The following is a 25707-nucleotide window of genomic DNA, read 5'->3' as shown; positions in this document are numbered from 1 at the left end:
GCCATTTGTGCTTCCTTTTTTTGAGATTAAATTATTTTTTCGACTTGAGTGTACGAAATATCAACCGGAGTACTACGTCCGAAGATAGAAACATTGAGCTTCAATGTTCCGTGCTCGAGGTCATATTCATCCACTGTACCGGTAAAGTTTGCAAACGGACCGTCAACAATACGAACCATCTCTCCATTGTCGAAGAAGACTTTCGGTTTCGGAGCCGAACGGTTCGTAACACGATCCAAGATCACCGCAATATCGTTCTCGCTAAGGGGAGTCGGCTTGTTTGATTCACCAATAAACCCTGCAACACGCGGCAGTGATTGGATACGGTGTTGAAGATCAATACTAAGATCCATATTTGCAAACACATACCCTGAGTACAATGAACGCTCAGTGATTTTCTTTTTACCATTTTTCACTTCGATAACATCTTCCGTCGGAACGATTACTTCTGTAATCACATCTTGAAGATTGTTTTCAGCAATGATATTTTCGATAGCGGCTTTAACACTGCGTTCACTACCGGCATAGGTTTGAATCGAGTACCAACGATGTGCCATGTTTTTTCCTTAACTCAAAATTGCTGAAACGGTTGAAGACATAATAAAATCAACCAGTGCTAAAAACAACACAACGAATGTAACAACCGCAATAACCGCAATAAATGCTTGTTTCACTTGTGGTTTAGTCGGGAAAATAACTTTTGCAAGTTCCATTTTCGCATTGTGAATGGTTTGACTTAATGTATTTTTCATTTATTTCTATCCTCAGGACATTTCCAACGAATAAAGCCCGTAAGCATCATTAGTAGAAAATGGGTGGCAGGCCAGGAGGGATTCGAACCCCCAACAATCGGATTTGGAATCCGGCGCTCTACCATTGGAACTACTGACCTATATGATTAAGAATCCCCGAGGGGATACGACTTAAAGTTTTGCTTCTTTATGAACCGTGTGTTCACGACAAAATTTACAAAACTTACGTACTGAAAACTTTTCAGTATGAGTCTTTTTATTTTTACTTGTGTGATAGTTACGACGAGTACACTTCTCACACGCTAAATGGATATTTTCACGCATGTTTGACCTTATGTTCCGACCCTAGGGCCGGATAAAATTATGCAAGGATTTTAGAAACAACCCCAGCGCCGACAGTACGTCCACCTTCACGGATAGCGAAGCGAGTACCCTCTTCCATAGCGATTGGGTGAATCAATTCTGCATTGATTTTCACGTTATCGCCAGGCATAACCATCTCAGTACCTTCTTGCAAAGTGATAGCACCTGTACAATCGGTTGTACGAACATAGAATTGTGGGCGGTAGCCATTGAAGAATGGAGTATGACGTCCACCCTCTTCTTTGCTCAATACGTAAATCTCAGCCTCAAATTTTGTGTGAGGAGTGATTGATTTAGGTTTACAAAGAACTTGTCCACGCTCAACATCTTCTTTCTTAGTACCACGGAGAAGAAGACCACAGTTGTCACCCGCTTCACCCATTTCCATTTCTTTACGGAACATCTCAACACCAGTTACGGTAGTTGTTTGTGTATCACGGATACCAACGATTTCGATAGTTTCACCGATTTTGATTGTACCACGCTCGATACGACCAGTAACAACAGTTCCACGACCAGAGATAGAGAAAACGTCCTCTACCGGCATCAAGAAATCTTTATCTGTTTCACGGATTGGTTGTGGGATATAAGCATCTACCTCAGCCATAAGCTTTTGGATTTTTGCTGACCACTCACCAAGAACACCAGTTTTTGCTTCTTCAAGTGCACGAAGAGCTGAACCAGCTACGATTGGAGTATCGTCACCCGGGAAATCGTACATATCAAGAAGTTCACGAATTTCCATCTCTACAAGCTCAAGAAGCTCTTCATCATCAACCATATCTTCTTTGTTCATGAAAACAACGATGTACGGAACACCGACTTGTTTAGAAAGAAGGATGTGCTCACGTGTTTGTGGCATTGGGCCATCCGCTGCAGAAACAACAAGAATAGCGCCGTCCATTTGTGCAGCACCGGTAATCATGTTTTTAACATAGTCGGCGTGTCCAGGACAGTCAACGTGTGCATAGTGACGGTTGTTTGTTTCGTATTCAACGTGTGAAGTAGCGATGGTAATACCGCGCTCACGCTCTTCTGGTGCATTATCGATTGCATCGTAATCCATCATTTTTGCGCCGTTTGTTACCGCAAGTACAGCTGTAATAGCTGCAGTCAACGTAGTTTTACCGTGGTCGACGTGACCGATTGTACCGATGTTACAATGTGGTTTTGTACGTTCAAATTTCTCTTTTGCCATAGTGTCCTCCGACTGAATGTGTAAATGAATTTGGAATTATACCAAAAAACAGCTGAAATAGCTTTCAAGCTTTCAAAAAATTACAATATTATTACTGGAGCTCACGAGCGGATTTGAACCGCCGACCTCTTCCTTACCAAGGAAGTGCTCTACCCCTGAGCCACGTGAGCATAAAACAATGATAAAATGTATTTTGGAAGCTTAAAAACTATTTTACGGTCTTAAGGTAATGATGAAGTAAATATTGCGAATTGTACTTCAGCTCCCAGTGGAGCGGGAAACGAGACTCGAACTCGCGACATTCAGCTTGGAAGGCTGACGCTCTAGCCAACTGAGCTATTCCCGCAGATGGTGGTGAGAGAAGGATTCGAACCTTCGAAGATAAAAATCAGCAGATTTACAGTCTGCCCTCGTTGGCCACTTGAGTATCTCACCACGGCCATAATCTGGTCTAACACTGATAAATGTAATGCGTTTCCGATTTCATTCAATGGTGCCGGCACGAGGATTTGAACCCCGGGCCTATTGATTACAAATCAATTGCTCTAGCCAACTGAGCTATGCCGGCATTGGTGAAATGGAGCCGAAATTATATACACTCTTTTCTAAAAAGTCAAGCCTATTTGAAAGAAAATCAAACAATCGAATAAACGACCTCTTTTTTCTTTTTCGTCTCCATTATTTCACGTACAATCAATCCCTCGATATTCATCGCCAATAACTCTTCTATCGACGATATTTGGTGCTTTGCCGCTTCACGTAAGATAATCCCCCGATATGCTTTTGCCCAGTGACTTACCACTTTTCCCCCTTTGAGAAACTTCAAGGTAACACTTGGTTTTTTAGGGATATAAAATTTGTCGTAATACCCAGCTCTTAAATCTAAAATCTCATTATCACCGATCATCTCATCCAGCGCAGCGCTAAAACTCTCTTTATAATGTTTATCAGGCGCAAAAGCTCCGATCGAAGAGCCCTGCTTGAGTTTGTAATCAAAGATTGAATCACCGGCACGGATCGGTCCGAAAAGATTGGAGAAAATAATGGTATGGGTATCAATATAGTGTTGAACTTCCAATGAGAGTTGCGTGTAAGAGAGATAATCATACGCTACCCCATCGTAACGTTCAATCGCTTTCATCGTAGGCATTGTGCTAAAGGGGAATTTATACCGTTCATACTCTTTGGTATCTTTGAGCCCAAAGAGTTCATACAGCTCTTCGTCGCTCCCTCTGTGCGTCAAAGTTTGATACTGCTCGATTACTGCAAGACGCTTCGAATACAGATCAGGAAAAATAAGGCTTTGTTGAGTAAGCGGAGGGAGCGTTCCCCCCTCCCGTTTCCCTTCGCTCGGTGAAAAAAGGATGATCATCGGTTAATAATACGCGGCAATAATGGCGTAACTGAGAAAGAACATCATGTGCGATGCCCCCTCAAAGTAGTTGGTCTCCCCCTCATCGGTTGTTTTCCATACCAATAGGATTGTTAGGAGTAAAGCACCGATTTGAAGCGGGTTAAAGTCGAGGGTAAGATTAATCCCTGACATATACGCCAACATCATTAAAATTGGGACCGTTAAAATAATCGATACCGTTGAAGCCCCCATGGCAATATTGACAACCCGCTGAATTTGATCGTTACGCGCTGCACGTACGGCGGTGAAAATCTCAGGAGATACGCTGATAATTGCAATCACCAAACCAGCTAATCCTGCTGAAATACCGTACTCTTTTGCAATATGAACACCTTCACCGGCAAAGATTTCTGCTCCAAATGCGATAATGGCAATAAACCCAAAAATCGCCGCGAAATTAACGGGGGTGCTGAGATGTTCAAAAACATAATCGCTTGATTCGTTTTCATCAATCTCCGCATCTTCTTCCTCTTGAAGTTTTCGTTTCAAACGGAAAAAGCGACTGCGAGCCGTCGCTTTAAAAAAGTGGGTGTGAGTACGGGTTTGGAAAATAAAAATAATGATGTAAAAAAGGAGCAATACCCCAGCGATTAAATGACTGACATGAGTTAATGCAGCACTTCCATGTTCAGTGTGACTCAATAACCCCGGCACCAGCAAAGCACTAGAAGCGACAAACAAAACGGTACTGTAAGCGCTGGAGGTCTCTTTGTTGTGTTGCTGCTGCGTATACGCCAGTCCCCCTAAAAAGACGGCAAGTCCAAGGAGAACATTCAAATCGACGATAACCGCCGAAATAATCCCCCCCTTTACCGTTTCTAAGACTTCGGGAGAGTGACGAACTTCCAGTAAAATAACATAAAGGAGGATAATCTCAACGGCAACGGCGCTAAAAGTAAGTACAAAACTGCCATAAGGCTCTTGGAGACGTTCGGAAAGAATATCCGCTACTTCAGCAACCGTGAGAGAAAGTGCTGCAATCCCAATGGCAGAAAAAAGTGTAGCCATCATCGAATCATGCTGAGTATGAAAAATAAATGCGAGCGCCATTGCAGATATCCCAATAAAGATATCCCAATAGTCTTCAATAAAATAGCGTATCCGCCTGTCCAATTCTTTGTCCTTTTTATAAATGGTAATTAAGAATCATACCATAATCGGCATCATTCTTAAATCCACCCTTTTCGTTTAAAGATATACACCGGTAATATCGATGAAATAATCATCATACAAACAGAGAGTAAATAGCCGTATTTCCAATGCAACTCAGGGAGAAGATCAAAGTTCATCCCATAAATACTCGCGATCAAGGTCGGTGGAAGGAAAACGACATTAACAATCGTAAACATCTTGATAACTTTATTTTGCTCAATACTCAAAACTCCGACGAAAATATTTTGGAGATAATCAAGCCGCTCAAAATTAAAATCGGTGTAATCAATCAGTGATTTGATATCCTTAAGCATAACGGTAATATCGTGTTTTAGAGAATGCTTATATTTACTCGACTTTAGAAATGCACTCAAAATTCGCTGTTTATCATTCAGATTCTCACGAAGCTGCATATTCAAATCTTCCAATGAAGAGATACGTTCCAATATCTCTTCATCCTCGTTCGTATAATCGGTCAAAACATGCTTGCGCACTCGGGTAATATCTTTCGAAAGCTTTTCAATGATATCCGCATCCGCATCAATCCGTATATCTAAAATTTGACAAAAAATATCATATCCGGTCTCAAACTGTTTGGGTGTAGCAAAAAATTTTCGATTGAACTCATCAAAAGTATATAAGTTTGTATAACGTATTGAAATCATCAGATCTCGGTAGAGGATAAACGAGACGGTTTCATTGTGAGAACTCTCAGGCTTTGTTACTAAAAAATAACTGTTAATTTCAATGCGATCAGACTCTTCCCAGTAGCGTGAACTAATCTCGATCTCTTCAGTCTCTTGTTTGGTTGGAAATTTGATATTGAACGTATTTTCGATAAAAATAATCTCATCATACGTCGGTATCAGCATATCGATCCATATCACTTTATCGATTACATCCCCGTCGAGCTCCGACATCGTATCGATAAATGCTATCGCATTTTCATTACGGACGTAACATTTAATCATGAGCTACTCCTTTATTCTATTGAATCGCTCTTTATAGGAGCATTTTTGACACAGCTCTTCGCTACAGATTCCCTTGGCAAAGCCATTGACAACTGATAAGGAGCGTTTCGTTTTCAGAATTTTACCCAAATTTGTCTCTCTCAGGTTACCCAGCTCCATAATCCCCTCTGAATCCAAACAACACGGTACGACACGACCATCAGAGAGAACAGCAATTTGCTTGTCAAGCCCCTGACAATAACCGTCACTTTCGTGAGTATTGCTCAGGCTCGGCCACTCAAAATAACGATCAAAATGGAGAAGTATTTTAGATGCCAGTCGAATCGATTGACGTTCCCCATTGATCTGAGAAGCAACGCTCCCCTCCTCAAGATCAAAATGCCTCTCTAAAAGTTCAAAGAGTTTTTCATTAAACTCTTTTTCACTCTGTTCTTCATCCAAATTCCAAACTCTTAAATTGATAAAAAAATCTTTACTCCGCAACAGCTTCTCATCACATAATTCTAAGATAGGGTCCATATAGCTCTCAAAACTTCGAGAAACACTATTTTTATTAAAACTGTTGAGTGATATATTAATCTGACGGATTGAAGGGTGAAAAAGAGCTTCACGCCGTGCCGAATCGAGATAAAATCCGCTCGTAGTGATCATCACCTTCAATCCACTCGCATAGGCAATCTCTAAATACTCTCTCAAATTGGTGAGGACCATTGGGTCCCCCATCACATGAAGGGCAATCTCATCCGTATAAGCGGATAACTCTTCAACTACCTTTTTAAAAAACGGGAGTTCCATCGTCGTCGTAGGATGAAGTTTTGGAGGGCAAAATGTACATGCCAATCCGCATACATTGGTTACCTCTACATACGCACGATGAAATTTCACTATAATACCTTTATGCAAACATTAGAATCAATCAACCAAACTCTAAATACCAATGACGCAGTGATGCTCTACTTCAGCGCACCGACCTGCAATGTATGTCATGCCCTCAAACCCAAACTGACCGAAGCCATTATGGATAACTTTCCCACTTTTGTAGCAGAGAGTATTGATATCTCGGAAACTCCCGAAATCGGATCTCATTTTAGTGTTTTTGCGATTCCAACAATACTAATCTTTTTTCAAGGGCAGGAATTTTTACGAAAAAGCCGACATATGAGTGTCGGTGAAGTGGTTGACGCGATTGAGCGGCCTTATAACCTTATGGTAGGAAACTAACAATCCCTGCCGTTACGGCAACATTGAGCGATTCCACTCCGCGATACATGGGAATGCTCACACTGTGTGTCGAGGCTCTCATCACCGCATCACTCACCCCTTCCGATTCATTCCCTAAGACAAAAATTGCACGTGATGGAATTTTCAACGAGTGAATATCATCGTGTGCATGTGAGGAAAGCGTAATAATCGCCGTGTCTTTCAAGGTTAGAATTTCACTCAAATCCTCACAATAATAGATCGGGATTTTAAACAATGTACCCGCACTCGCTTTCATCACCAAAGGTGAGAGTTTGGTGCTGTTGCGGCGTGGCAATACAATGCCGTCAATCCGGCTGGCGGCAGCGGAGCGGACAATCATCCCTAAATTTTGAGGGTTATTGATCCCATCTAACGCTAATAGACGAAATGAACCCGGTAAATCGGTCGCGATATTAGAAGCACTACGGTAATTTTGACTCACGACATCAATCGCAACCCCCTGATCCTGAGCACTGTTTTTAGAGATACGGGATAATGACTCTTTGGTGTGGTACTTGATCTCCACGCCGCGCATTTGGGCCAATGCCATAATCTCTTCTATCGTCTCATCACTGCGGTTGCTTTTCGAGAGGTGAAGTTTGTGAATCTGTACATCCTGATCACGAAGTACTTCGACCGCTACATTACGCCCATAAAGGGTAATCAGCGAATCAAAAAAACGCTTCTTCTCTAAATATTCAGGAGAATCATTCATCTATTTCCTTTGACGCGAAAGGAATACATCCCTTTCGCTACGCTAGCCGCTTGGGCTACTAAAGCTAGCCTCTACGAGGCAGAAGTTAAATTTTAGCTGTGATGGCTTCCGCAGTGAATCCAAATTTTTCAAACAATTTATCGGCAGGTGCACTGGCACCAAATCCGTCCATTGCCACAACGCTGTCGGCAAAACGATACCATTCCAATCCTCGTGCCGCTTCAATCGCAACACGTTTTGTCCCCGGCTTGATAATAGTATCAATGTAACTTTGTGGTTGTTCTAATAAGAGATCAAAACACGGGACACTCACAATATTGGCTGCAATACCGCGAGATAGGAGGAGTTCGGCAGACTCGATTGCTAAACCGACTTCAGAACCCGATGCCATAATGGTAACGGTAGCATTTGGTCGTTCAATCAGCAAGTAACCACCATTTTCAGCATCTCCGTGAACTGCGGATGGGAGCAACGGAAGATTTTGACGTGAACAGACAAATGCTGAGGGTGAGTGTTTCATCGAGAGGGCTTTTTGCCAACATTTGACATTCTCAGCACCATCTGCAGGGCGGTAAACATAAAAATTCGGCAAGGCTCTGAACTGGCTCAAGTGCTCAATCGGTTGATGAGTAGGGCCGTCTTCACCCACACCGATACTGTCATGAGTCCAAATAAAGAAGTGCTGGATTCCGCTTAACGCAGCAATACGAGCGGATGGTTTGAGGTAATCGCTGAATACGAAGAAGGTTGCACTAAATGGCATTAGCGGACCGTACAAGGCCATCGCATTGGTGATCGATGCCATCGCATGCTCACGAATACCGAAATGGATATTTTTACCCTTAGGGAAATCGCCCATATTGGTAAGTTCGGTTTTATTCGATGGTCCAAGGTCAGCAGAACCTCCGAGGAACCCTGGAATCGCTTTGGCAATGGCGTTCAAAATAATACCGTTCGTATTACGCGTTGCATCGGCTTTTTCGAAACTAGGCCATTGGATACGACTGAAATCAGGGTTCATCAACTGCTCATACGCTTCGTTTTGCTCAGAAAGAGGGAGTTCTTTAAGACGGTGATTCCATTCACGCTCTGCCAAGTCCCCTTTCTCAATCGCACATCGGAAACGTTCCAACACATCCGCATCAACTGCAAAGGTTGCTTCAGGGTCAAACCCTGCCGCAATTTTTGACTCTTTGATCACATCATGTCCCAAAGGTGCTCCGTGGGCATGGTGAGTCCCTTCCATTTTACCACCGCCTTTAGCGATTACGGTATTTGCTATGATAAGTACCGGACGTTTAATGGTTTTAGCTTGAGTCAATGCACTGTCAATCTCATCAAAATTGTGTCCGTCAATCTCCAAAACTGCCCAGTTTTGAGACTCAAAACGATCTCTCATATTTTCACTGAGACTAAGCTCGGTCGATCCCTCGATCGTAATGCAGTTTGAATCGTAAATCAATACCAGATTATCCAATCCCATATGCCCTGCAATCGAACACGCTTCATAACTAATTCCCTCTTCGAGGTCACCATCACCACACAAACAGTAAACCTTATGATCGATCAATGCTGCCGTTTCTGAGTTTACTTTGTTGCCGACATATGAGGAAGCCATAGCGAAACCGACCGCATTGGCAATTCCTTGTCCCAAAGGTCCGGTTGTAATCTCAATTCCAGCCGTGTGACCGTACTCAGGATGTCCCGGAGTTTTAGAATCAAGCTGACGAAAGTTTTGAAGGTCACTGATCTCCAACCCGTATCCCCAAAGATAATAAAGGGAATAGATCAATCCAGTCCCGTGTCCGCCGGAGAAGACTAAACGGTCACGATTGAGCCATTTTGGATTTTTCGGGTTGTGATTGAGATGTTCAGAGAGAACAACCGCGATATCTGCCAATCCCATCGGAGCGCCCGGATGTCCTGAAGAGGCCTGTTGAACCATGTCTGCCGCTAAAAAGCGGATTGTATCAGCCATTTTTTGGCGTGTTGTATTACTCATCGTTTAGTCCTTGTGTCGGTTAATGTAGTGGTTAAGTGTTGGTGACAACTCACGCTGCAAATTCTCATCAAAACTCATCATTTGTTGGGTAATTTTTTCGGCCAAAACATCCGCTTCTTCCATAGCTTTCTCAAATCCTAATAAAGTGACAAAGCTATTTTTTGCCTGATCGTTATTGGTAGTCTTACCCGCTTGTTCATCATTTTGTGTCACATCTAAAATGTCATCTTGAATCTGAAAAAGCAACCCTAAATCAATCCCAAAATCATATAAAGAGTGCGCAAGATCGTCACGTCCAACAATAAATGCCCCCATTTGTAACGATGCGGCAATGAGTTTCCCCGTTTTGTGAATATGAAGCATTTTCACTTGATCCAATTCTAAACGCTGATTTTCAAAATGGCAATCAATCGCTTGGCCCAAAACCATCCCATGCACTCCGCCGTTATAGGCAAGGGAGCGAACCAATTTAACAATCACCCGATCAGAAAGCGGAGCATTGGAAAGGACTTCAAAGGCATAGGTGTTAAGTGCATCACCGGCTAAAATGGCACTCACTTCATCGTATGTTTTGTGGAGAGTTGGAAGACCTCGACGCAAATCGGCATTATCCATAGCGGGAAGATCATCATGAATCAAAGAATAAGTATGGAGCAGTTCAATCGCTAATGCAACCGAATAGGCACTTTGTATTAAAAGCGGGTTATAAGCACCAACGACTCCCAATAAAAGTGCCGGGCGAAACCGTTTTCCGCCACCGATAAGCATTTGATGCAAAGATGACTCGTAATGGGGGTGAAAGCTCTCAACAGTTGGAAGATGTGAACTTAAAAATGCTTCAAACTGCTCCATTGTTCTCCCACTATTTTTTAGCGAAAGTGTAGCATGAGCGAGCTTATATCTTCTCGATTATGTCGGTGATTGCATTCTCATCATCGACTAATACGACGGTAGGTTTGTAGTTTTCGAGTTCATTATCATTGTATGTGGCATAGGCAACGATAATAATCTTATCACCCTTATGTACTTTACGCGCCGCAGCGCCGTTTAGACAAATATCACGTTGACCGCGCTCACCAAGAATAATATAGGTCGAAAACCGCTCACCGTTATTGATGTTGAGGATTTCCACTTTTTGACCTACACGCATTTTGGAAGCTTCCAAAAGTTCTTCGTCAATCGTGATCGAACCGACGTAATTAAGATTAGCGTCGGTGACCGTAGCACGGTGTATTTTACTGTAGAGCATTTCGATCAACATCGATTAGCGTCCCATCTGCTTCATCATATCAGCAGGGCTGATTGCCGTATCCCATAGATCAGAGGGAATAACATACTCTTGTACCACTTCGCCGCCAATGATATGACGATCGATAATTTCATTGATTTTTTCTTTTGTAAGTCCCGCATACATGACATGTCCCGGTTCTACCAACATAATCGGTCCGACATTACAGCGGTTCATGCATGAAGTACGGATCGGTTGTACGGTTGCAATGAGACCTTTTTGCATCAATGTTTGAGCCAAATGTTGAAACAAATCCTGAGTCTGCGGATTAACACAGCTTGGTTTTGGCATGCCCGGAGGGGAACTTTGTTCACATTTGAAAATATAAAACGCCGGTTGTGGGATACCCATCTACTACATCCTTGAAATCAGTGTGCTTTTGACACCGCAAATTAATAACGGTATTATAGCCAAATCCTACCAGTGCATATTAAGCTCCAGTAAGCAACTTGTCGGTTTAAATCTCTTTTAACAACTCACGGGCTACGACGCGATCATCAAACGGGAGATGTTGATCGTAAATGATCTGAGAGGTTTCATCCCCTTTTCCTAGAATCAAAACCACTTCATCGCCGCTACGCTCTTTAAGCGCTTGAGCAATTGCAGCTCTGCGATTAACATCAACAAAAATATTCGATCTATCTTCAATCCCTGCCAAAATATCTTCGATAATGGCATCTGGGTCTTCAAAGCGGGGATTATCACTCGTTACATACACTTTTTTAGCATACGTACTCGCGACTCGTCCCATCAATGGTCGCTTTGTCCGATCACGATCACCGCCTGCACCGAAAACGACCAATACCTCTTTCTCTTTAAGGGCATTGAGTACCTGTTCCATCCCATCAGGAGTATGGGCAAAATCAACAATCACAAGAGGAGATTCGCTAACCACCTCCATACGTCCGCTTACACCGCCGAAATTTTCAACCGCATCGGCAATTTTTTCCAGACTTTCGTTGGTTACCAAATGAACCGCTGCCATTGCCGCAGTAATATTATAGAGATTAAAAAAGCCGTGCAACGAAGTAACAAACGGAACGTGATCTTCGAAATGTTTCAATACGCCGCTTACACCGTTATTCAGAGAATAGGCAATAATTTTATAGGTAGCCGGGTTTTCGACTCCATACGTAAAAGCATTTTTGAAATTAAACTCAGCCTTGGATTCATCTTTGTTAATCAGCTTTTTCGTCTCATCTTGGAAAAAGAGATTTTTAATCCGTGTATATTCTTCGATACTTGCATGATAATCGAGATGATCTTGAGTGATGTTGGTTAAGATCTTCAATCCGAACGTAATCCCGGCGATCCGCTCTTGTTCGATCGCATGAGAGCTTACTTCCATCACGAAATACTCACACCCTGAGGCTATTGCGTGTGCCATATGACGATAGGTATTGAGTACGCTCGGGGTCGTCAGCGTTTTCCCCTCCATCGGCGCATCATTCATAAAAAAGCCGCGCGTACCCTGCATGGCTGCTTTGTGTCCCAAATCAAGCAATAACGAATAAATAGCGCTCGCGGTTGTCGTTTTCCCGTTCGTTCCGGTAATACCGATAACACAGATTCGATCCAATCCAAAAAGTCTCCAGCATTCCTCTGGGGCGATTATTGAGTGAGCCCCACGGGAAAGAGCATCCTCTTTGTACTTCTCATTTTGCTTTGTCAGTAAAAAAGCACATTCACTGCTGCAATCGCTTGAATTTTCACTAATGAATCGATAAGGCTGACCTTCAATCTCAATTTTCAATGCTTTTCCCCTTGGCTAAACGACGTAACAAATTGCGAAGCTGTCGATCATTCGGATAGACACCAAGAGCACTTTCCAAATAACTCAGTGCCATCTCTTTGTACCCATGATCGATCAGATTATCCAAAAAATCAACAAAATCTTCTTTCTCGGTAATAATGACACGCGTTGAGAACATAATGTTTTCAAAAATTCGGTTAAAATCATTTTCACTCTCAACCAACTCTTTAAACTCTGTGTACATAATACCGTCTTCATATGCCAAACGCTGTTTTACGGTCTCATCAAACAATCCGGACAACTGATCCAATGTCCCGTCCATTGTCTGTAAAATTTCAGAAATTACCGTATCCGCCGTTTCGACATCTTCACTGCGCAAAATTGTATAGTAGTCAAACAATGCTTCTCCGGCACTTTCACCGCCCATAGCCATGTCAGATAAAATCGCACCGTTGTAGGCCTCTTTAGAATCAGGGTGGTCTTTAAGTGCTAATGAATAATCACGTAAAGCTTCAGTGTACTGACCCGCCAAAAAATGTTCATTTGCTTGCTTGAGGGTTTTAGATAAGGTAATGGTTTTCATAGATATCCCTCCTATGTATTATTCTAATATCGGCTCAATGATGTGAAATTATAATGCGTCGATTTGATGTTCCATACCCTGCGGTACGTTAATGACATTTAATTCTGGATGGATATCCATCCGCAATTGACGTTCTACACCGTATTTTAATGTATTACCGCTGCTTGAACATCCAATGCACGCACCTTGTAATTGTACATATACTGTTCCATTCTTAACTGTAAGAAATGCTATATCACCGCCGTCCAACGCTAGGCTCGGACGAATTTTATCAATGACACTGCGAACCGGCTGTATCAATTCTTCATCGCTAAATGGAATCATAGTTATTGTACCTTTAAATAAACGCTCTAATATTGTGTTATGGTATAAAAAATGCTCTTTACATGCACTAATGGGAAAAGGGTAGTTTTAGAGCGAAGCTCGATTTAAGGGGGAGGTATTGAACTCGTTAAACGAGTTCAATGTACGCCATTGGTGTAGCATCACCACGACGAATGCGAGTTTTAACGATACGAGTATACCCACCGTTACGCTCAGTATATTTAGGAGCAACTTCATTCATAAGTTGTTTCGTTGCTTCTTTGTTTTGTAATACAGCGAACACAGAACGGTGAGCGTTTGCATCACCTGTACGTGCAGTTGTAATCAATTTTTCAGCAAATGAACGAAGTTCTTTTGCTTTCATCAACGTAGTTTCGATTTTACCGTGTTCAATCAACGCAATGCTAAGGTTGGTCAACAAAGCTTCACGATGTGCGCTCGTTCGACCTAGCTTGCGGTATCCGTGACGATGTCTCATGAGATACTTCCTATAATAGTTTAAAGCTTATTCAGCTTCGATTTTCTTTTTAATTGCGCTGATCAATTCATCAGCCAAGTCTTGCCCGACAGTATAACCGTACTCAGTGATTTTTTCTAAAATCTCTTCAAACGATTTCTTACCAAGGTTTTTCACTTCTTTCAAATCATTTTGGCTCATCATTACGATTTCACCGATGTATTTGATGTTAGAGCGATCCAAACAGTTGAAGCTGCGTGCACTTAAACCAAGATCTTCAATACGAGCACCCAAACGTTTAAGCTCAGGATGCTCATCATTGCGCTCAGTTGCCGCAGGAGTTTTAATGCTCACTTCGCTGTTGAATACCGCCATTTGTGCGTACATAACTTCCAATGCGTTTTTAAACGCATCTACCGGAGAGATTTGTCCGTCAGTAACAATGTTAATTACTACTTTTTCAAAATTCGGGTTATCTTCAACCAATACGTTCTCAATAGCATAAGTTGCACGGCGAACCGGTGTAAAATACGCATCAAGAGCGATGTAGCCATCACTTAATACATCCCGTACATCTTCACTCGGTGCATAACCGATACCCTGATGAATTTTAACGGTGAAAGTTAACGTCGCATCTTCATTCAACGTTGCCAAAAATGAATTTGGCGTTACCACTTCGACATCGTCATTATCCAAATCACGTCCATGAATTTCACAAGGGCCTGCGAAACTGTAAGTGATCTCTTTCTCTTTGAGTCCGTTTTTCAATTTGAAACGAACACCTTTGAGGTTAATGATGAAATCCGAAATGTCTTCGAGCATACCGCGAACAGAGTCGAACTCATGTTTAGCACCCTCAATTTTAATACCGATCGGCGCGTATCCAACCGAACTGCTTAGCAAAAAGCGGCGAAGTGGATGAGCGAGTGAAACCGCGAATCCGGTTTCAAACGGATAGGCGATAATATTCGCTTCGTTCGCGCTGATTTGCTCGACGACAAACTCTTTCGGAAGAAGCGGTGATGTCTTAATTTTTTTCATGCTGAACGCCCTTTCTTTAATGATTATTTCGAGTAAAGCTCGACGATTAGACGTTCTTCAACTGGGATAACAACCTCTTCACGCTCTGGAAGACGTGTGAAAATACCGAACGCTTTATCTTGATCGATGTCAACCCATGCCGCAAGACCGGTTTGGTTGGTCAACTCAATTGCACGAACGATTTGGTTGTTCTTTTTACTTTTCTCGTGAATTTCCACTTTTTGACCCGGTTTTACACGGTAAGATGGAATATCAACACGTTTGCCGTCAACCAATACGTGACCGTGGTTTACCAATTGGCGTGCAAAACGACGAGTCGTTGCAAATCCCATACGGTAAACAACGTTGTCAAGACGTTGCTCAAGAAGCATTACCAAGTTTGTACCGGTGTTACCTGTACGACGCTTTGCTTCACCGAACAATGAACGCATTTGTTTTTCGCTCAAACCGTACATGAATTTCGCTTTTTGTTTTTCGCGAAGCTGTGTACCGTATTCAGAAATTTTTGTACGGCGTTGACCGTGCTGTCCTGGTCCGTAAGGACGTTTGTCAAGGGCACTTTTACCTGCAAGACGACGCTCACCTTTTAAACCAAGGCTTACACCGAATCTTCTTTCGATTTTTTCTACGGGTCCTCTATATCTTGCCATTGCTAAACTCCTTAGACTCGTCGGCGCTTAGGCGCACGACATCCATTGTGTGGTAGTGGAGTAACGTCTTTCATGAAAGAAACACGGAGACCTTCGATCGCACCAACACTTTTAACTGCTGTTTCACGGCCAGAACCTGGACCTTGAACTTTAATTCCCACTTCTTTAATTCCGTGGACCATTGCTTTTTCGAGCGCAGACTCTACTGCTTGTTGCGCAGCAAACGGAGTTGACTTTTTAGAACCTTTGAAACCAAGGGCACCAGCCGAACTCCATGCGATCATATTACCCATTTCATCTGTTACCGTTACAAGGGTATTGTTGAATGAAGCCAAGATATGTACGATACCTCGAGCAATATTCTTCTTTACGATTTTTTTACGGGTTGCTTTTCTTTTTGCCATACTCTAATCCCTTACTTTGTGGCTGAGCCGACGGTTTTCTTTTTACCTTTGCGTGTACGAGCATTGGTTTTGGTTTTTTGACCACGGCATGGGAGACCTTTACGGTGACGAAGACCACGGTAAGAACCAAGATCCATCAACGCTTTAATATCCATAGCAACTTGTTTACGAAGGTCACCCTCTACAGCAATACCGCTGTTTCGGATTTCTTTAGCGATTGTTGCCGCTTCATCTTCGCTGAGTTCGAATACACGCTTGTTGTAATCGAGTCCAGTAGCATCCAAAATTTTGCGTGAAGTATGTAAACCGATACCATAGATATAAGTTAATGCATATTCCAAACGTTTTTTCTTAGGTAAGTCCACACCAGCAATACGTGCCATGCTTATCCTTGTCTCTGTTTATGTTTTGGGGTTTTGCAGATTACGCGAACGACCCCTTTGCGCTTGATGATTTTACAATCGTCGCACATTTTCTTCACTGAAGAACGTACTTTCATCGGTAGGCTCCGTTGATTTAAATCACTTGCTTTTCGTAGGTGAGATTGATCGCACCAATACTTGTAACTACGGCTTAACGCAGTTAGAAACATTCAATTCTATTTGTCCGAAAGGGCAAAGTGGACGCGTATATTACAGTAATTAAGGTTAAATTTTTATTAAGGTATAAAATAGAAATGTGATTTGAATTGTGGCTACACAATTCGAATCATAAATGGAGATTCTAAAACGGCATCTAATCTTTCAAGTTGCGTCATAAGAGCATGTATCGAGCGTTCGGTTGCTTCGTGAGTTGCAAACAACAAATGAGCACATTCGCTCTCGGATGGACGCTGAATAACCGCTTCGATCGAAATAGAGTGATCAGCAAAAAGGCTTGTGATTTGTGCCAATATTCCCGGTTTATCCGATACACGGAGACGAAGATAATATTTGGAACGGATATCGTCTTGATTTTTGAGATGTAACCCTTCTTCGAGCGGATGATTAAACCCGAGCATCGGCGAACGCTTGCCGGAGCGGACGATATCGATGATATTGGCAACTACTGCACTCGCTGTCGCATTGCCGCCCGCACCCGGACCGTAATAAAGGGTTTCACCGACACGATCACCGACGACACTGATCCCGTTCATAACACCGTCAATCTTGGCAATCATTGCACCTTCATCAACCAACGCCGCATGGACACGAAGTTCTACTTCATCCCCTTCTCGTTTGGCGATCCCCAAGAGCTTAATCGTATAACCGAACTCTTTAGCGAATGCAATGTCCGCAGGGGTGATCCCCTCGATCCCCTCAATCAGAATCTCTTCGGGTTTGGCATCGATACCGTACGCAATCGATGCCAAAATGAGCAGTTTGTGGGCTGCATCAAATCCGCCGATATCAAATGTCGGATCGGCTTCGGCATACCCAAGACGCTGCGCTTCGGCTAAAACCTCAGAAAAGGGAGTCCCCTCGCTCATCATTTTGGTCAGCATAAAATTACACGTTCCGTTCATAATCCCCATGATGGAGAGGATATGATTGGCAGAGAGACCATCACGAAGAGCATTAATGATCGGAATACCGCCGGCAACGCTTGCTTCAAATTCAAAGGGAATATCTCCGGCGATGTCTTGAAGTTCATAACGGTGATAGGCCAAAAGGGCTTTATTCGCCGTCACCACCGCTTTACCGTTCTGAAGTGCTTTTTTAACAATTTCAAGAGGAAGTTCTACCCCTCCCATCAATTCGACCACAATGTCTATTTCAGGATCATCAACAATATCATAGGGATTTTGCGAAAGGGCAATTGACAGATCGGATACTTTGGAAAGATCACGTACCACTCCGCTTTTAACAATTATCTCATCGCCTGAACGGGCTGCAATGATGGTTTTGTTCTCTTCGAGTATCTGAACAACAGCGCGCCCTACCGTACCGACACCGATAACACCGACACGTGTCACTCGTGAGCCTTACCATTCAATGTGTTCAAGAACTGCTTGATATTTTTAGCGGCTTGACGGATTCGTTTGTCATTTTCAATCAATGCGATACGGACATACTCATCGCCGTAATCCCCAAAGCCGATTCCCGGTGCAACGGCTACGTTCGCTTCGACCAATAAACGTTTTGAAAATTCAAGGCTTCCCATATGAATGGCACATTCAGGAATTTTAGCCCACACAAACATCGATGCTTGATTACGGCGCAAAGGCCATCCTGCACGGTTGAATGCATCAATCAATACATCTTGACGATGGTCATACTTGTCAGTAATCTCTTGAACACACGTTTGATCACCATTAAGCGCAATAGTTGCCGCTACTTGAATCGGGGTGAACATACCGTAATCCAACCAACTCTTGATTTTTTGAAGCGCACCGATGAGCTTTGGATTTCCGACAAAAAAACCGACACGCCATCCCGCCATGTTGTAACTTTTGGAGAGAGTGAAACTCTCAACAGCAACGTCTTTTGCTCCAGGAACCGACATAATCGATGGTGTTTTATAGCCATCGAACGTCAAATCACCGTACGCGATATCACTGATAATATAGAACCGTTCGCGCTTTGCCATCTCGACGATACGAGTATAAAATTCCGGAGTTACGGTCGCCGTTGTCGGGTTGTGAGGAAAATTCACGACGACATACTTTGGTTTAGGAAACGATACATGAAACGCCTCTTCCAAACGTTCAAAAAAGAGATCTTCGTCCACTTTATAATCTTCATCAAAAGGGAGTTTCATCTTTTGAACGTTTCCGCCGGCTAGAATAAAAGCATACGAATGGATCGGATAGGTTGGGTCAGGAACAACTGCCACATCTCCCGGATTGGTAATTGCATAGGCGAGGTGAGCATATCCCTCTTTCGATCCCATTGTTGCAACGGTTTCCGTATCGGGATCAAGATCAACGTCATAACGACGTTTGTACCAATCACAAATTGCTTGGCGAAGTTTCGGAATCCCTTTGGAAACCGAATAACCATGCGTTTTGGTTTTTTCTGCCGACTCAACCAATTTTTTGCGGATATGTTCCGGGGTATCACCGTCTGGATTTCCCATACTGAAATCGATAACGTCGGCACCGGCACGACGGCGAGCCATTTTCAGCTCATTTACTTCAGCAAATACGTATTTTGGAAGGCGTTTAATCCGGTCAAATTGGATTTCATCAAACATGGCTACAACCTGTGATTAAAAAATTGCGCCATTTTAACATAAGAGGCTTAGTTTAACTATAATACTCTCACTTATCGTCCGGGGCTCATCGACTCAATCCATGTCCCCTCTTTGAGAACTTTCATCCCCTGTGCGTTAGATACTTTGAGATAATAGCTCCCTTTTGGAAGCTCAAATTGAAGTTCTTCTTTGGGTTCCGTCGAGCGAAATGAAGAGAGTACTTGCATAGAAACATCCAAAACAGCAATATCGGGATACCATTTACCGGTATAAGGGGGCTCAATGCGGATATTCTGCCCCTCTTCAACACGAAACCATTGCGGTGTGTTGACACGTTTTAATTCAGATCCCTCATCACTTCCAAGTAAAGGAGTATTCCAAAGAGCCTTTTGGGTGTCGAGGGTTAAGATCAGCCCTTTATCATCCATATGCGCACGTTCGATTTTTATTCCCTGCTCTTTGAGGTTTTCTCCCAATGCAGGAGGGTTGAACGCTTTATTCCCGATTGCAGTACCCAGAAGCTTTCCTGAACCGCTTTCAACAATGAACGTATCAACCTCAAATTTATAGCCTATGGCATTAAAGGCCTGCATAATTGTCCGTACACTTACCGTCGGTTCACCTGTAAACACTATCTCGGTATTCACGGATGAACCAAAAAGGAGAAACGGGAAACACACAAGGGGTGCGAAATGTTTCATTGGGCTGAGCTTACCAGTTTTTTCCGCCGTTGCGTTCAATGAATTCATCTTTAGTGATTTGTTTTAAAACACCGTTTTCACAAATAAATCGAACCGTCTCTTTCTCTGTTAAAACCGTTTTCCCGCCTGAAGAGTCAAGCTCAACCCTCCCATGTCCTAAAAAGATCAACCAGTTTTTAGCGGTGTCAATCATAATAGGCTCAGCCGTAATGTTTTGAACCCTCTCGCCCGTTGCCATATCAATCATCCCGTACCACACTTTATATGTCGGGCGGATCGTAACCACTTTACCGGAAGCTATCGTCGGTGAAACACCTGGCTTCGTTTGGTTTGCTTCTACCGCCAAAGGAGCAGCCGTAACGTTCGTCTCATTGGCATCACTTAGATTTACATCCTGCATCTCATCCACAACACTAACTGCCAAGGTCGTAAGCTGCATCACCTCTTCACGAGGTTCTGTTGACATTTTTCCTTGTAAAAAATATCCGGCTCCCATTAAAATGAGAATTAAAACGATTCCTGCCATAACCCACTTTGGCTTGGAGTTGGAAACAGATTGCAAAATGACCGATTGTTTTGGGGCGAGCAACGGTGCGTGGTTTTGATTAAACTCTATATACTCTTCTTTGATATCATTGAGATCAATACCGTATTCACGTTCCAAAATTGAGAGGTATCCCATGAATTGAACCCGCCCGATCTCTCCGTAGGACTTAGTCAGAACCAACTCTACTTTATCACGGGAAATATGGGTTCGTTCATGAATTTTCTCTGTTCCCAGAGCCTGTAAATCTTCAAACGTGTTACATTTCATCTCATTCTCTCCATCAAGATTGCGCCGGCAACACCGACATTTAAAGAATCAAAATCATGCGCCATCGGAATCGAAATGCCGACATCAAGACTTTTCTGGACTCGGCCGCTAAGTCCTTCTCCCTCATTTCCCAAAACCAAAGCGCGTTTCGAAGCAAACGCCGTTTGCCGTATATCCTCTCCATCCATAACAGCACCGTATATCTGAAAACCTGATTGTTTCAATTCATGCAATACGTCATGAATATTATGAATAATAACGAGAGGCATATCGAGTGCTGCACCGCTGCTGGTACGAATCATCGGTTCCAGATTCGGCTCTTTAATGCCACTAATAACAATCGCATCAACCCCTAATGCATACGCACTTCGAATGAGTGAGCCAATATTCCCCATATCGGTGATCGAACTAAGGATCACCACAAAATCGCATTTCTTCAAAAAGGGAGAAGCATAAGGGACAATCTGAGAAATATCGGCAATAAAGCCTTGATGATTTCCCCCTTTGACCATGGCCTGAGCCGCTTGTTCGGGGATCCTTTTGATCTCAAAACCCATTTTCATGAGTGCCGAATACTCTTTTTTCTCGACTTCTTTAGCCAGATAAAGGGTCTTGATACGATCCCTGTGACGTTCTAGTGCGTAGTAAACCGGTTGTTTTCCATAAATAAGCATACGTTATTTTACCTTTATGTGTTTAAGAGACGCTGATAGCACTCTTTGGGATTTTCACCCGTAATTTTGGCGATCAGTTTGGATGCCGCTTTTTTCGGAATATCCAGTGCTAAGATATCTTGTTCGCTCAAAGAAGAGCTTTTTCCCTGTGAAGCTTCAATCACCACAACCCATTCCCCTCGAATCTCTTTATCCATTTGAGAGATAAGTTCCGTCGCTTTTCCTCGGTAAAACCGCTGAAATTTTTTCGTTAGCTCTTTAGCCAAAAAAACATTCCGATCCGGTACGGCAACGGCTATTTCGGATAAAAGTTTCTCCAACCGAGTCGGTGCCTCATACAATACTGTCGTATAACCGTTATACAATGCCTCTTGCAAAGCAGCTGAACGATCGTTCCCTTTGTGGGGGAGAAAGCCGAAAAAAAGCATTTTGGTTTGGATAAAACCACTCGCTACAAAAGCCGTCAGAACCGCGTTTGCCCCCGGTAAAACATCATAACTAATACCGTGTTCAATACAATAGCTAATCAACATCTGCCCCGGGTCACTGATCCCCGGCATCCCCGCATCGCTCACATAAACGACATTTTGATTAAAAAATTCAGGAGTGAGTTTGGAAATAAAGTCAGCCTCATTGTGCGAATGAAGACTCAAAAATTGCGGTTCCGCAGTCGTAAGATTATGGCGTTCTTTGAGTAAATGAATCAGTTTTTTGGTAACACGGGTATCTTCGCAAAGAATAGTTTGTGCGGTGGATAAAACGTCAAGAGAACGAAGTGAAATATCAGAAATATTTCCGATAGGAGTGGGGACGAGGCTTAGCATAAGAGTGCTCGGTTTCTGCCCCCAAAGAGGCAAAGGTTTAAATTACGAATTTAATGCGTAACGTTTTTTGAATTTATCGATACGGCCGGCAGTATCTACTTGACGCTCAGAACCGGTATAAAACGGGTGACATGCACTGCAAATATCGACACGGATCGAATCTTTAATGCTGGTTGTAGTAAATTCGTTACCACATGCACAGCTAACTGAACATTCTACGATGTTAGGGTGAAGATCTTTTTTCATAATTTTGCCTTGTGATCGACGGCATTGTACGTCGGTCGGTATAGTTTTATATCCGTACGGGGGCGGATAATTGGAGGCGAATTATAACGAAAAATTTCTTTTTTTACAATAACCTCGATGCAATCGCAACCGCTGCCGTTTCCGAACGTAAAATCATTGGGGAAGGAAAAAGGCGGATTCGATGATCTGCAAACCCTTTTCGTTCACTCTCATCAAATCCCCCTTCGCATCCGATCACAACGGTATCAATCATTTCCTCTTGAGCCAGAGGAGCTCCACCAAAATCGAAAATCACCGCTTGAGGATTGTTTTTTAAAAAGGTACTCAATGCCGGAGTTTCGGCAAGTTCAATCAAGGATGTTCGACCGCACTGCATAATCGAACTCTCCATGATACGCTTATATCGGTCAAAATCGAGACGAAAATTTTGCTGTGAGCGACGGCAATGGATAAAAGTAATTTTGCTTACCCCGAGTTCGGTGAGCATCGGTAACGTTTTCTCAATGGTTTTCGGATCAATCAAACACCATCCGATGTGCAATGGACGCCCACTTTCACACGGTGAACCATGATGTGTTTGAAGGGTAAAATAAGCATTGCGTCCATCCGTACGTTCAAGACGATAGCGGTACTCTTCCCGTAAATTCTCACGAGAGCGAAACGCGATTAGGTCCCCTGCTTTATGACGTCGTACTTTGATGAGATACTTATAGTCATCACCGCTAACGCTCAGTTCATCTAAGCCGGTATTTACATGGAGGAGAAATTTCATACGATCATCATCCAAACACTTATAGTGATCAGCAACGCCATTTCAATACCCAAAAAACGAAATGCTTTTTGCTTATATTCTCGAAAAGCACCTTCTTGGCTGATATCGGTTTTGCGCTTGAGTGTTTTGTACCGTTTGGCTTCAAGAATAATCATCACAATAGCGATGACAATCATAGCTATATTCGAAAAAGTGAACTGTAAATGTTTAGCGGCCATCATCACCGCACCGGTAAAAAGGATCAAGGCGATGAGTGAACCGGAAATCGGCATCACAATCCGCATCCGTTTAGCGTATCGGATTATATGATGGGAAAGGGACAACATCACGATGTTGAACACGACAACTCCCATCAATACAATCACTCCAAAATAGTGGATATTAAGTCCGGTTTTATACATAGCTTCCATAAAGGGGATTTTACCTTAATTTGCCTATAATGACTATCTAAATCATTGCTCATACGTGAACATTTATTGCGGCATGATGAGAAAATAACCCCAAGGAGATAAGATGGCGATCAGCGTAGAAGAGGCATTAAAACTGGTTTATTCCCTCGCTTCACCGACCCAAAGCGAAATTGTACCGATTGAAAATGCAGTCCATCGTGTCTTATGCGAAACCATTACCGCCACCTACGCCCTCCCTTCTTTCGATAATTCAGCCATGGACGGTTATGCACTTCGCTGTGAAGATGCCGGAAAAACTCTTCAACAATCACATGTTATCTTTGCCGGTGACGGGGATGAAATCCGACTTGTCGAAAATCAATGTATCCGTATTATGACCGGTGCCAAAATACCGCAAGGGTGCGAGGCAATCGTTCCGATTGAAGAGGTAAGTGTCATGGGAGATCTCATTACCTTCCCCTCAACCATTAAGCCCTCTCAGCATATCCGACTCAAAGGAGAAGACATCCAAACCGGAATGCTCTTGCTAGATCAGGGGTCGATGCTTCATGCCCATCATATCTCTTTACTGGCATCACAGGGGATCACCCATGTTAGCGTCCATCGCCGCCCTCGTGTTGCATTATTTTCATCCGGCAATGAGCTCAAAATGCACCATGAAACACTGGGAGCCAATCAACTCTACAACACCAATACCCCGACATTTGGTGCACGGGCGGAAGAGCTCGGTTGTGATGTAATCTTTACCGGAACGGCAGAAGATACTCTATCATCGATCCAAGAGCATATTCGGCGCTCCCTCAATGCCGATCTTATCATCACCTCAGGCGGTGTCAGTGTCGGAGATGCTGATTTCACCAAAGAGGCATTTCAATCACTGGGCTTTGAGGGTGCGTTCGAATCGGTGGATATCAAACCCGGGAAACCGACGACGTTTGGGCGTATCGGAAATAGTATTATTCTCAATCTTCCCGGAAATCCACTTGCGGCAGCTCTGTGTTTTGAACTGTTCGGACAAAGTGCCATCCTATCTCTTAGCGGCAGAGCCGATAAATTCCTCTCTAGCATTACAACTCATATCAGTGAGCCTTTTAAAATGAAAAAAGGGAGACGTTCACTGATTCCGGGCTGGTTTGATGGAGCATCTTTTACCCCGAGCCCAAAATTTGGTCCCGGTATGGTGTTGCCCCTATCACGAGCCAACGCGTTTATGATGGTGGATGCAAGCGTAGAAGGATTTGAGCAAGACGCCGTCGTAAAAGTTATTCCGACACGCTGGTGTATGAGTTCAGAGAAACAAAATTCTCTGATAACGCTTTAAACGCTCCGGGGATTGATAAAAGTCTCTCCTCGTTTAATCCGTTCCCATAACGCAGGATCATTCCACCCTTCACGTACTTCATCGCTGAAAATAATTTTTTCTAAATCTATCAGTCCCATCTTGTCCGAGTAGGCATCATTACGAAAACACTGCGCATATCCCGTATCCGTCTCATGGACGATAATACTATAGAGCCGTACCATTTTCTCGCCGTTCACCATTTGTGTAAACCAATGCAACTTATCAATCATTACAAAAATAAGACGGCTAAACTGTTCTGCCGAAGGAGAAACAGGGATCTGCACCCATCGGTTGGAGTGTTTCTTCATATCGGCAATATACTCCGCATCGTCTCCGTCCCACAGGGCAATAGCATGATCGAAGGCATCGATCAACTCTTTCATCCCCTGCTTCATGAGGCCAAAATCATAGACCATCTGACCGTTATCAAGATAATCCGAT

General features: G+C 43.1%; 34 protein-coding genes and 5 tRNA genes. 2 read left to right on the top strand and 37 right to left on the bottom strand.

Annotated features, from left to right (window positions below; translation table 11 throughout):
* Nucleotides 1–26: 26 nt before the first annotated feature.
* The 13 genes from nusG to A3G19_RS03040 all read right to left on the bottom strand — a co-directional run bounded on the left by nusG (nt 27) and on the right by A3G19_RS03040 (nt 6735).
* Entirely contained in the window at nt 27–557 is a 531-nt protein-coding gene (nusG, locus tag A3G19_RS03100) for a transcription termination/antitermination protein NusG (RefSeq protein ID WP_015654571.1), read from the bottom strand.
* A 9-nt stretch (nt 558–566) separates the two neighbouring features.
* The gene (secE, locus tag A3G19_RS03095) at nt 567–752 is read right to left on the bottom strand and encodes a preprotein translocase subunit SecE (RefSeq protein ID WP_013461133.1); all 186 of its coding nucleotides are present in this window, start codon (nt 750–752) and stop codon (nt 567–569) included.
* Between the two features lie 64 nt (nt 753–816).
* A tRNA-Trp gene (locus A3G19_RS03090) sits at nt 817–892 on the bottom strand.
* A gap of 31 nt (nt 893–923) precedes the next feature.
* Nucleotides 924–1076, bottom strand: coding sequence for a 50S ribosomal protein L33 (rpmG, locus tag A3G19_RS03085; protein WP_015654572.1), 153 nt, complete (start codon nt 1074–1076; stop codon nt 924–926).
* A 37-nt stretch (nt 1077–1113) separates the two neighbouring features.
* A complete protein-coding gene (tuf, locus tag A3G19_RS03080; RefSeq protein ID WP_015654573.1) occupies nt 1114–2313 on the bottom strand; it encodes an elongation factor Tu in 1200 nt (399 codons plus the stop codon).
* Between the two features lie 95 nt (nt 2314–2408).
* A tRNA-Thr gene (locus A3G19_RS03075) sits at nt 2409–2483 on the bottom strand.
* Nucleotides 2484–2582: 99 nt separating this feature from the next.
* Nucleotides 2583–2659: transfer RNA gene (locus tag A3G19_RS03070), tRNA-Gly, on the bottom strand.
* 3 nt (nt 2660–2662) lie between these two features.
* Nucleotides 2663–2748: transfer RNA gene (locus tag A3G19_RS03065), tRNA-Tyr, on the bottom strand.
* A gap of 56 nt (nt 2749–2804) precedes the next feature.
* A tRNA-Thr gene (locus tag A3G19_RS03060) sits at nt 2805–2881 on the bottom strand.
* Nucleotides 2882–2947: 66 nt separating this feature from the next.
* The gene (locus tag A3G19_RS03055; protein ID WP_294870499.1) at nt 2948–3685 is read right to left on the bottom strand and encodes a YaaA family protein; all 738 of its coding nucleotides are present in this window, start codon (nt 3683–3685) and stop codon (nt 2948–2950) included.
* Between the two features lie 3 nt (nt 3686–3688).
* Nucleotides 3689–4777, bottom strand: coding sequence for a sodium/calcium exchanger membrane protein (locus A3G19_RS03050; protein ID WP_015654575.1), 1089 nt, complete (start codon nt 4775–4777; stop codon nt 3689–3691).
* 119 nt (nt 4778–4896) lie between these two features.
* On the bottom strand, nt 4897–5850 hold the full coding sequence (corA, locus tag A3G19_RS03045; RefSeq protein WP_294870497.1) for a magnesium/cobalt transporter CorA: 954 nt from the start codon (nt 5848–5850) through the stop codon (nt 4897–4899).
* A gap of 3 nt (nt 5851–5853) precedes the next feature.
* A complete protein-coding gene (locus tag A3G19_RS03040) occupies nt 5854–6735 on the bottom strand; it encodes a radical SAM protein (protein WP_294870495.1) in 882 nt (293 codons plus the stop codon).
* A gap of 12 nt (nt 6736–6747) precedes the next feature.
* On the opposite strand from A3G19_RS03040, the gene A3G19_RS03035 reads away from it, so the two are divergent.
* Nucleotides 6748–7071, top strand: coding sequence for a thioredoxin family protein (locus A3G19_RS03035; protein ID WP_041192758.1), 324 nt, complete (start codon nt 6748–6750; stop codon nt 7069–7071).
* On the opposite strand, the gene A3G19_RS03030 is transcribed toward A3G19_RS03035, so the two are convergent.
* From A3G19_RS03030 to A3G19_RS02920, 23 genes are all read right to left on the bottom strand, one after another.
* Complete coding sequence (locus A3G19_RS03030) at nt 7055–7807, bottom strand: RNA methyltransferase (protein ID WP_294870494.1); 753 nt, start codon at nt 7805–7807, stop codon at nt 7055–7057. The two genes, A3G19_RS03035 and A3G19_RS03030, sit on opposite strands and share 17 nt — an antisense overlap.
* Nucleotides 7808–7892: 85 nt before the next feature.
* On the bottom strand, nt 7893–9809 hold the full coding sequence (gene tkt, locus A3G19_RS03025) for a transketolase (RefSeq protein WP_015654580.1): 1917 nt from the start codon (nt 9807–9809) through the stop codon (nt 7893–7895).
* A 3-nt stretch (nt 9810–9812) separates the two neighbouring features.
* Nucleotides 9813–10661: a polyprenyl synthetase family protein gene (locus A3G19_RS03020; RefSeq protein WP_015654581.1), complete on the bottom strand. Its 849-nt coding sequence runs from the start codon at nt 10659–10661 to the stop codon at nt 9813–9815.
* A 43-nt stretch (nt 10662–10704) separates the two neighbouring features.
* Nucleotides 10705–11070 carry an aspartate 1-decarboxylase gene (panD, locus tag A3G19_RS03015; protein WP_015654582.1) on the bottom strand — a complete coding sequence of 122 codons (366 nt, stop codon included), beginning with the start codon at nt 11068–11070 and terminating at the stop codon, nt 10705–10707.
* Nucleotides 11071–11073: 3 nt separating this feature from the next.
* On the bottom strand, nt 11074–11448 hold the full coding sequence (locus A3G19_RS03010) for a (2Fe-2S) ferredoxin domain-containing protein (RefSeq protein ID WP_015654583.1): 375 nt from the start codon (nt 11446–11448) through the stop codon (nt 11074–11076).
* A gap of 106 nt (nt 11449–11554) precedes the next feature.
* Nucleotides 11555–12850 (bottom strand): UDP-N-acetylmuramoyl-L-alanyl-D-glutamate--2,6-diaminopimelate ligase, encoded by a 1296-nt coding sequence (locus tag A3G19_RS03005; protein WP_294870492.1) that lies wholly within the window; start codon nt 12848–12850, stop codon nt 11555–11557.
* Nucleotides 12840–13433 (bottom strand): tetratricopeptide repeat protein, encoded by a 594-nt coding sequence (locus tag A3G19_RS03000; protein ID WP_015654585.1) that lies wholly within the window; start codon nt 13431–13433, stop codon nt 12840–12842. Before A3G19_RS03000 ends, A3G19_RS03005 begins: the two co-directional genes overlap by 11 nt.
* Nucleotides 13434–13481: 48 nt before the next feature.
* Nucleotides 13482–13757, bottom strand: a complete 276-nt coding sequence (locus tag A3G19_RS02995) for a NifU family protein (RefSeq protein WP_294870490.1) — start codon at nt 13755–13757, stop codon at nt 13482–13484.
* Nucleotides 13758–13884: 127 nt separating this feature from the next.
* Complete coding sequence (rplQ, locus tag A3G19_RS02990) at nt 13885–14235, bottom strand: 50S ribosomal protein L17 (RefSeq protein WP_015654587.1); 351 nt, start codon at nt 14233–14235, stop codon at nt 13885–13887.
* 27 nt (nt 14236–14262) lie between these two features.
* Nucleotides 14263–15255, bottom strand: a complete 993-nt coding sequence (locus tag A3G19_RS02985; RefSeq protein ID WP_015654588.1) for a DNA-directed RNA polymerase subunit alpha — start codon at nt 15253–15255, stop codon at nt 14263–14265.
* Nucleotides 15256–15278: 23 nt separating this feature from the next.
* Complete coding sequence (gene rpsD, locus A3G19_RS02980) at nt 15279–15905, bottom strand: 30S ribosomal protein S4 (protein WP_013461151.1); 627 nt, start codon at nt 15903–15905, stop codon at nt 15279–15281.
* Between the two features lie 11 nt (nt 15906–15916).
* The gene (rpsK, locus tag A3G19_RS02975; protein ID WP_015654589.1) at nt 15917–16309 is read right to left on the bottom strand and encodes a 30S ribosomal protein S11; all 393 of its coding nucleotides are present in this window, start codon (nt 16307–16309) and stop codon (nt 15917–15919) included.
* An 11-nt stretch (nt 16310–16320) separates the two neighbouring features.
* Nucleotides 16321–16692, bottom strand: coding sequence for a 30S ribosomal protein S13 (rpsM, locus tag A3G19_RS02970; RefSeq protein ID WP_015654590.1), 372 nt, complete (start codon nt 16690–16692; stop codon nt 16321–16323).
* 2 nt (nt 16693–16694) lie between these two features.
* Nucleotides 16695–16808: a 50S ribosomal protein L36 gene (gene rpmJ / locus A3G19_RS02965; RefSeq protein WP_015654591.1), complete on the bottom strand. Its 114-nt coding sequence runs from the start codon at nt 16806–16808 to the stop codon at nt 16695–16697.
* A gap of 195 nt (nt 16809–17003) precedes the next feature.
* Nucleotides 17004–18263, bottom strand: a complete 1260-nt coding sequence (locus A3G19_RS02960; protein WP_015654592.1) for a homoserine dehydrogenase — start codon at nt 18261–18263, stop codon at nt 17004–17006.
* The gene (locus A3G19_RS02955) at nt 18260–19483 is read right to left on the bottom strand and encodes an LL-diaminopimelate aminotransferase (RefSeq protein WP_015654593.1); all 1224 of its coding nucleotides are present in this window, start codon (nt 19481–19483) and stop codon (nt 18260–18262) included. The genes A3G19_RS02960 and A3G19_RS02955 overlap by 4 nt, the downstream gene beginning before the upstream one ends.
* A gap of 71 nt (nt 19484–19554) precedes the next feature.
* Nucleotides 19555–20184 (bottom strand): hypothetical protein, encoded by a 630-nt coding sequence (locus A3G19_RS02950; protein WP_291750902.1) that lies wholly within the window; start codon nt 20182–20184, stop codon nt 19555–19557.
* Nucleotides 20185–20194: 10 nt separating this feature from the next.
* Nucleotides 20195–20998: a hypothetical protein gene (locus A3G19_RS02945; RefSeq protein WP_294870487.1), complete on the bottom strand. Its 804-nt coding sequence runs from the start codon at nt 20996–20998 to the stop codon at nt 20195–20197.
* The gene (gene rlmB / locus A3G19_RS02940; RefSeq protein WP_015654596.1) at nt 20995–21672 is read right to left on the bottom strand and encodes a 23S rRNA (guanosine(2251)-2'-O)-methyltransferase RlmB; all 678 of its coding nucleotides are present in this window, start codon (nt 21670–21672) and stop codon (nt 20995–20997) included. The genes A3G19_RS02945 and rlmB overlap by 4 nt, the downstream gene beginning before the upstream one ends.
* Before the next feature lie 14 nt (nt 21673–21686).
* Nucleotides 21687–22496, bottom strand: coding sequence for a 16S rRNA (cytidine(1402)-2'-O)-methyltransferase (rsmI, locus tag A3G19_RS02935; protein WP_015654597.1), 810 nt, complete (start codon nt 22494–22496; stop codon nt 21687–21689).
* Between the two features lie 42 nt (nt 22497–22538).
* Nucleotides 22539–22742, bottom strand: coding sequence for a 50S ribosomal protein L31 (gene rpmE / locus A3G19_RS02930; protein WP_015654598.1), 204 nt, complete (start codon nt 22740–22742; stop codon nt 22539–22541).
* A gap of 103 nt (nt 22743–22845) precedes the next feature.
* Entirely contained in the window at nt 22846–23514 is a 669-nt protein-coding gene (locus A3G19_RS02925; protein WP_015654599.1) for an RsmE family RNA methyltransferase, read from the bottom strand.
* Nucleotides 23511–23924, bottom strand: coding sequence for a hypothetical protein (locus A3G19_RS02920; protein ID WP_015654600.1), 414 nt, complete (start codon nt 23922–23924; stop codon nt 23511–23513). The genes A3G19_RS02925 and A3G19_RS02920 overlap by 4 nt, the downstream gene beginning before the upstream one ends.
* Before the next feature lie 103 nt (nt 23925–24027).
* On the opposite strand from A3G19_RS02920, the gene glp reads away from it, so the two are divergent.
* Complete coding sequence (gene glp / locus A3G19_RS02915; protein WP_015654601.1) at nt 24028–25245, top strand: gephyrin-like molybdotransferase Glp; 1218 nt, start codon at nt 24028–24030, stop codon at nt 25243–25245.
* Here glp and A3G19_RS02910 read toward each other — a convergent pair.
* Nucleotides 25242–25707 (bottom strand): 6-carboxytetrahydropterin synthase (locus A3G19_RS02910; RefSeq protein WP_294870485.1); only part of this gene is annotated, 466 nt, incomplete at its 5' end. The genes glp and A3G19_RS02910 overlap by 4 nt on opposite strands.

Source organism: Sulfuricurvum sp. RIFCSPLOWO2_12_FULL_43_24 (assembly GCF_001829605.1).
Taxonomy (GTDB): Bacteria; Campylobacterota; Campylobacteria; order Campylobacterales; family Sulfurimonadaceae; genus Sulfuricurvum.
The sequence above is the reverse complement of the archived record's forward strand: the minus strand, read 5'-3'. Positions and strand labels throughout refer to the sequence as shown.